Raw genomic sequence first — 1,462 nt, 5'->3', positions numbered from 1 at the left:
AATGCCTCCTAGCACCTAACGCCCAATTAAACTGCCAAAAACGTACAAATACCGTTTCCGCATATCACCTTAAACACCAATTTCAACGCAAACTAAAAATGCCACGCGTTTTTGGTCTGTTTGAATTGTTTGTTATGAACGGACTTTATGGCAACCTTGAACTTCCAGCAATTACAGAAGCCTAAGACACAGAGCCATTTCACAAAATGTTGGCAGCTACTCGATAGACCCACCACGGATTTACTTAAAACACCCACCAAGTTTTGAGTTTATCGACGCCCTGCCACCCCACAAAAGTAACGGCGCAGCAAATGGCTGCTAGAAAAAACCAATTTGGCAAAAATAACCATACAGCCGATTTGCCTTTTGATGACCCCAAAGCGGTATTTCACAAAAGAGACTCAACGGATTTTCAGGCTGAGATCATTTCAAAACGACGACAGAATCAAACACGAATAAAGAACATTAACCCCTAATTTTACTGGATTTTTCTAGATGCTTCATAACGCCCAATTAAGTAGCTGACAACGCTACCAATACACTCAAATTTACCACCTAAATCACAGAAGCTAAACCGAGTTGAAAATGACAAGCGTTGACAGTCTGCTTAAATTGTTTGTTATGCAACTGGAACTCCATCAAAACAGATTACTGCATAAAGATAACGACCTTCTTGAGTAGACGCCCAAATTTCGCCGTTTTTCCCAAGAGATTTTTTTGTATAACCATGTTCTGAAAGCCACTGAAGTGACTCTTTAACTTGAACTCGAGTCAAACTAGTTTCTTTTGATATTCCTGAAACATAGCGCCACGTATATTCGTGGCTTTGTAAAGACTCTAAAACAGATTTAGCATTGTCAGGGACTAGACTAACATTAGGTACCTGAGATTCGGTTTCGTCAAAAAAATCAGTAGGAGCTTCTATTTCCTTTTCTAATACCGCTTTGATCTGCTCTTCTCTAAGTTGTGCTTCAACACCAGCTGCTTTAAAGCTTTTGAATTTATCCAGATTCGCGAATACTAAACCGAGAAATCCAGCTGCAATGGTTAATCCCATTTCTGTAGGCTTACTATTGTAGCCAAAGTAAATAGAAACCCCGAGTAAGACGAAAGCAGACACCATTTTCAAAACTTTATTTGATTCAATCTTCATTACTTGATGACCTACTCCGATTTCAATTAAGTTTCATAACGCCAGCTTAANNNTAGCTTGCATTCAATGAAAGGCATCTTAACCAATAAAATTTTCTGCAACCAGTCCACAACACCCAGAACACCTAATCAGTCGAGAATTTAGGGAAACGAGCCTAGAGCAAAGCTTCAACATTCAGCGAACCGGATTGATTTTGAAAGCTTGCAGCAACTTGGATGACGACGACTTTCCACCTTGATGCTGGTTGAGGAATCAAACTCAAAAACACTGAAGCTAGCAACTTTCGAAATCCTTACAACCCTTGAATTA

2 protein-coding genes are annotated in these 1,462 nt (G+C 39.5%); one reads left to right on the top strand and one right to left on the bottom strand.

The features are described from left to right. A partial coding sequence (locus VPNCDNU1_RS29225) for a hypothetical protein (RefSeq protein ID WP_104403444.1) occupies positions 1-185 on the top strand: 185 nt, incomplete at its 5' end. Positions 186-619: 434 nt separating this feature from the next. On the opposite strand, the gene VPNCDNU1_RS28140 is transcribed toward VPNCDNU1_RS29225, so the two are convergent. Beyond that, on the bottom strand, positions 620-1,153 hold the full coding sequence (locus VPNCDNU1_RS28140; RefSeq protein ID WP_104403443.1) for a hypothetical protein: 534 nt from the start codon (positions 1,151-1,153) through the stop codon (positions 620-622). Positions 1,154-1,462: the final 309 nt, after the last annotated feature.

The organism is Vibrio penaeicida (assembly GCF_002933855.1).
GTDB lineage: Bacteria > Pseudomonadota > Gammaproteobacteria > Enterobacterales > Vibrionaceae > Vibrio > Vibrio penaeicida_A.
The sequence above is the reverse complement of the archived record's forward strand: the minus strand, read 5'-3'. Positions and strand labels throughout refer to the sequence as shown.